This window comes from Rouxiella silvae, assembly GCF_002093625.1.
Classification (GTDB): domain Bacteria; phylum Pseudomonadota; class Gammaproteobacteria; order Enterobacterales; family Enterobacteriaceae; genus Rouxiella; species Rouxiella silvae.
Window position 1 is genome coordinate 1 of the sequence record NZ_MRWD01000112.1, and the last position, 4,953, is coordinate 4,953.

At 47.9% G+C, this 4,953-nt stretch carries 3 protein-coding genes; all 3 read right to left on the bottom strand.

Annotated elements, in window-relative coordinates:
• Positions 1–634: 634 nt before the first annotated feature.
• Positions 635–1,657 (bottom strand): LLM class flavin-dependent oxidoreductase, encoded by a 1,023-nt coding sequence (locus tag BS639_RS24460; protein ID WP_084984635.1) that lies wholly within the window; start codon positions 1,655–1,657, stop codon positions 635–637.
• A 195-nt stretch (positions 1,658–1,852) separates the two neighbouring features.
• Positions 1,853–2,737 (bottom strand): sugar phosphate isomerase/epimerase family protein, encoded by an 885-nt coding sequence (locus BS639_RS24465; protein ID WP_055779375.1) that lies wholly within the window; start codon positions 2,735–2,737, stop codon positions 1,853–1,855.
• 57 nt (positions 2,738–2,794) lie between these two features.
• On the bottom strand, positions 2,795–4,735 hold the full coding sequence (gene iolD, locus BS639_RS24470; protein WP_084984636.1) for a 3D-(3,5/4)-trihydroxycyclohexane-1,2-dione acylhydrolase (decyclizing): 1,941 nt from the start codon (positions 4,733–4,735) through the stop codon (positions 2,795–2,797).
• Between the last annotated feature and the right edge of the window lie 218 nt (positions 4,736–4,953).

Sequence of the window (4,953 nt, forward strand, 5' to 3'; positions counted from 1 at the left end):
GTATTTATATAGTTACACTATGTTTAGAGTGAAATGAGCTAGAACAATGGTTATGATAGCGTGCTTAAGCACTGATTATAAAATGCACGTTGAACATTTACAGGCAAGGCTTAGTAATATTCCTATGTCATGAAAAAGTCCTCCTACAACCTCCTTTTTCATTTATCTTAGCTTGAATATTATTTTAACTATTTACTACATAACACAACAATTTGGTAACATTATATGGGCAATGCATTAACTCCAGACCTCAAGGTATGTCCTTTTTGTCATAATGAATTAAGCGAAGAAGACCCGTGCCATTGCATGAAATGTGGCGCAGAAATGATGAAGGCGCATATTAATAGAACGCAAAAGAAACGAATTCTGTTTCTACGCACTATTTTGCTGATCTTATCCTCTCTAACATTTGCTTATTTCTATCCACTTTGGGATGGAGGAGCATTATTAATTGCCTCATTCTGTCTGGCCATTACGTTTTCATTACTATTCCCTTACGCTTATTTTAAAATATTAAGTCGGAATAATAACGTTTGGATAAGAAGACCGCTGCATTGGTAGGTTGCCTTTAACGTTAAAAGCCCGGTTTTTTAGACCGGGCTTTTCTGAGCGGTATTTATCGTTCTAGGGCAAATCAGCGCCAGCCGAGAGCGGGCGCAACATGAGTAAGAATAGACTCGATAACATGTGCGTTATAATCAACGCCCAGCTGATTAGGTACCGTGAGCAACAGCGTATCCGCTTCGGCAATCGCCTGATCCTCTTTAAGCTGCGCAATCAGTTTTTCAGGTTCTGCGGCGTAGCTGCGACCGAAAATAGACCGATTATTCTCTTCAAGGAAGCCAATTTTATCGCCTTCCTGACCGCTTCTTCCAAAATAGGCCCGATCCAAGTCGTTGACCAAGGCAAAAATACTGCGACTTACCGACACGCGCGGAGCACGGGTGTGGCCGCTTTCCTTCCACGCAGCACGATAGGCGCGGATCTGGCGGGCCTGTTGAACGTGGAAAGGTTCGCCGGTTTCGTCATCTTTTAGCGTAGAACATTGCAGATTCATGCCCAGCTTGGCGGCCCATGCCGCGGTAGAATTAGAGCCTGCTCCCCACCAAATACGTTCGCGCAGCCCCTCAGAATGTGGCTCAAGGCGCAACAATCCGGGGGGGTTTGGGAACATTGGTTGCGGATTGGGTTCGGCAAAACCCTCACCTTTGAGCACCTCCAGGAATGCCGTAGTATGGCGACGTGCCATATCGGCCTCCGTTTCCCCTTCGGCTGGCTGATAGCCGAAATAGCGCCACCCGTCTATAACCTGTTCAGGCGAACCCCGGCTAATACCAAGCTGCAAACGACCACCGGAGATAAGATCGGCGGAGCTGGCATCTTCCGCCATATACAGCGGATTTTCATAGCGCATGTCGATAACGCCCGTACCGATTTCTATGCGTTTCGTTCTCGCACCCACTGCGGCGAGCAGCGGGAAAGGTGAGCTTAGCTGACGTGCGAAATGGTGTACTCGAAAATAAGCGCCGTCGGCACCGAGTTCTTCTGCCGCAACGGCCAGATCGATAGATTGCAACAGAACGTCAGCAGCAGAACGTGTCCCCGACTGCGGTGAGGGTGTCCAGTGGCCAAAAGACAAAAATCCAATCTTTTTCATAATACGTGTGTCCCGTTATTTCGAATAAATAATATGCTGTTCACATCATATAACATCGGTCACACACGAACAGTGGCAGGACATGGCATGATTATTGAATATTTTTGATGGAATAATTCCAATAACTTGAACGATGAAAATAAAAAAGAGCGCAAAAGCGCTCTTTCAGAAACTGATATTAAGCAAAACCGAGTATTATCGATTCAGTAATTCGCGCTCAATACGTTCACGCGTGGCGACAGCCTGTAACGGCATTTTTTCAGGATAACCGAATAAAGAGGTAGTGATAATTGTCTCACCACCGACTTTAAATTTGCGGTTGGCAAAGTCCATTTGGCGCAAACTCTCAAACAGCGCGTCAAAATTTACCTCCCCCTCTCCAATGCCGACGTGCTGATGAACCACCGCATCCACGCCCGGCGGGTTGACGATATAGCGGCAGTGTTTGGTGTGATTCATGGTGTCAGCGATTAACACGTGCGACAGTTCATCACCGGCATAATCAAGCATGCTCGCCACGTCGCCCTTCCCTTTGTCATAAAAGAAAGTGTGCGGGACACTGTAAAGATATTTAACATGGTCGCTACGCAGGGATTTCACCAGATCTGCCGTTTCATTGTTTTCTTCGCAGAAATCCCAAGGATGAGACTGAATCTCCAGGCGGATCCCTTCACGCTCAATGATAGGCAGCAGTTCTTCCATCGACTGATACCAGCGCTCTTCGCAGATTTCCGGTTGATTAGGATCGCCAGATAGTTCGGTGTTAATCACCTCAACGCCCATATCTACCGCTATCTCGATCATTCTTTTCCAATTACGCACCGCGGCAATCCGGCGATCGTTATCTGGACCCGACCAGCGATAGACCACAATAAACGACGAGATTTCGACGCCGTACTGCGTCAATGCGCGCTTGTACTCATTCATCACGTCCAGTCCGGCTTTAGGATGTTTATAAAACGGATTGATTCGCGGATGAGGCGACTGTTCGATATATTTATAACCCCATTCAGAAACCTGCCTTACCATTTCGGTAATGCTTCTATCTCTGATAACGTCCACATCAAAGGCAATTTTCATTTCCAGCTCCGAACTTGTTTGCAGGATAATCAGTAACCTGTCTTACCGCAGGCGAAATTAATATTCACGGGCCTTATCGATATTGTCTCGCAGCATCTGCGCGACTTTATCAACGGACTCACTCTCGGAAACCATCGCGCCACCGACTCGCCACCAGCTGAAATACTTGTGGATCATTGTTTTTGGCAACACTTTGATGTCGATAAGTGTGGATACGGTCTGACGTTTGGCATCGGCCAGAGCCTCATGCAGCTGTTCGAGGGTGGTAACTGAATAGGTTTTGCAGCCGTAGCCTTCGGCAATTTTGGCAAAGTTGACGGGCACAAAACCGCCGTCGAGCTTGGCACTCGCCTCTTTACGGAAACGGAATTCAGTAAAGAAACTGTCCATACCGTGTTCCATCTGTAGGTTATTGATGCAGCCATTGGTCATGTTATCGAGCAGTATCACGTTGATTTTACAGTGTTCCTGAATCGAGGTAACCAATTCTGAGTGCAGCATCATAAATGAGCCGTCGCCTACCAACGCATACACTTCGCGCTCGGGTTCGGCCATTTTTACGCCGAGAGCCGCATTCACTTCATAGCCCATGCAGGAGTAGCCGTACTCAACGTGATAACCGTTGGTGTCTGTGGTTCGCCAGACTCTTTGCAGGTCACCCGGCAAACTGCCAGCCGCCGCGACTATAACGGCATTCTTTGGAATTGAGCTATTCAAGGTGCCGAGCACGCGGCTTTGGGTCAGCAGAGAACCCGTCAGTTTTTCAAATTCGGCATACACCGCTTTTCTGTCGAGGTGATCGTCAATTTCTGGAATAAAGTCTTCACCGCTATAATCAACCTGATAAACACGCTGAGTTTCGGCAATCAGTTGCTCACGTACATCGGCAACTTTATGACCCCAGCTCGCGCGAAAATCACTGCCCCGCAGCGCATTATCAAGTGCCTGAAGTCCCGCTCGCGCATCGGCAATCACCTGCACGGCGTCGAGTTTGAAGGCATCGAAACGATTAACGTTGATATTCAGAAATGAAACCTCAGGATTCTGGAATATCCATTTCGACGAGCTGGTAAAATCGGTGTAACGCGTGCCAACGCCTATAATAAGGTCGGCCTCCTTGGCCAACTGATTGGCTGCCAAGGTTCCCGTTTCACCAATACCGCCGAGATTCAGCGCATGTTCGGAGGTCAACGTTCCCTTCCCTGCCTGAGTTTCAGCAAAAGGAATACCGTAGGCTTCGGCAAATTTTTGCAGTGCAACACCGGCCTGTGAATACTTCGCCCCACCGCCGCAAACGATCAGTGGTTTACGTTTGCCCTTAATCAGGGCCAGGGCATCGGCCAATGCGCCCTCCGTAACCGGTTGACGTTCGATACGGTGAACGCGTTTTTGGAAGAAATATTCTGGATAATCATAAGCCTCTCCCTGCACGTCTTGGGGTAGACACAGCGTTACTGCACCCGTTTCGGCGGGATCGGTCAATACGCGCATTGCGCTGATACAGGCAGTCATCAGTTGCTCAGGACGCACGATGCGGTCCCAATATTTGCTGACGGTACGGAAAGCGTCGTTGGTACTGATGCTTAAGTCATAGCTTTGTTCAATTTGCTGCAAAACGGGATCGGGCTGGCGCGAGGCGAAAACGTCGCCGGGTAGCAGTAATAAAGGGATACGATTGGCGGTTGCGGTGGCTGCGGCCGTTAACATATTCGCCGCGCCTGGCCCGACTGAAGAAGAGCAGGCATAGATTTGCTGGCGCAGTTTTTGTTTAGCATAACCGGTAGCAGCATGCGCCATTCCCTGCTCATTACGCCCCTGATGAACAATCAGTTTTCCACTGTCTTGCTCCAGAGCCTGTCCCAGCCCCAGGACATTGCCATGCCCGAAAATTGCAAAAATCCCGGTAACAAACTTAATTTCTTCACCGTCTACATTCACAAACTGTTGGTCCAGAAAACGGACCAGAGCCTGAGCCATGGTTAATCTGATCTTCTTCATCTTCCATTCCTTGCGGTTAACGCCGTCACCGTGGTGATGTTTTCTTTAAAAATGACATGAAAAGATTATAAAGATTTTGTAGAACAGTGAAATGAAAAAACCGAACAAGTTTTTCATTTTGAGAGCAGCATCAAAAAAATAAAACAAATAAACCGAAAATGACAAGAGGGACAACCGAGAAGAACTTTGCTAAAAAAGCAGAGTAAATACAAGTAACA

Excerpts from the sequence above, each read along its gene's own strand:
- BS639_RS24460 (WP_084984635.1), bottom strand. The coding sequence starts at position 1,657 with ATGAAAAAGATTGGATTTTTGTCTTTTGGCCACTGGACACCCTCACCG.
- BS639_RS24465 (WP_055779375.1), bottom strand. The coding sequence starts at position 2,737 with ATGAAAATTGCCTTTGATGTGGACGTTATCAGAGATAGAAGCATTACC.
- iolD (WP_084984636.1), bottom strand. The coding sequence starts at position 4,735 with ATGAAGAAGATCAGATTAACCATGGCTCAGGCTCTGGTCCGTTTTCTG.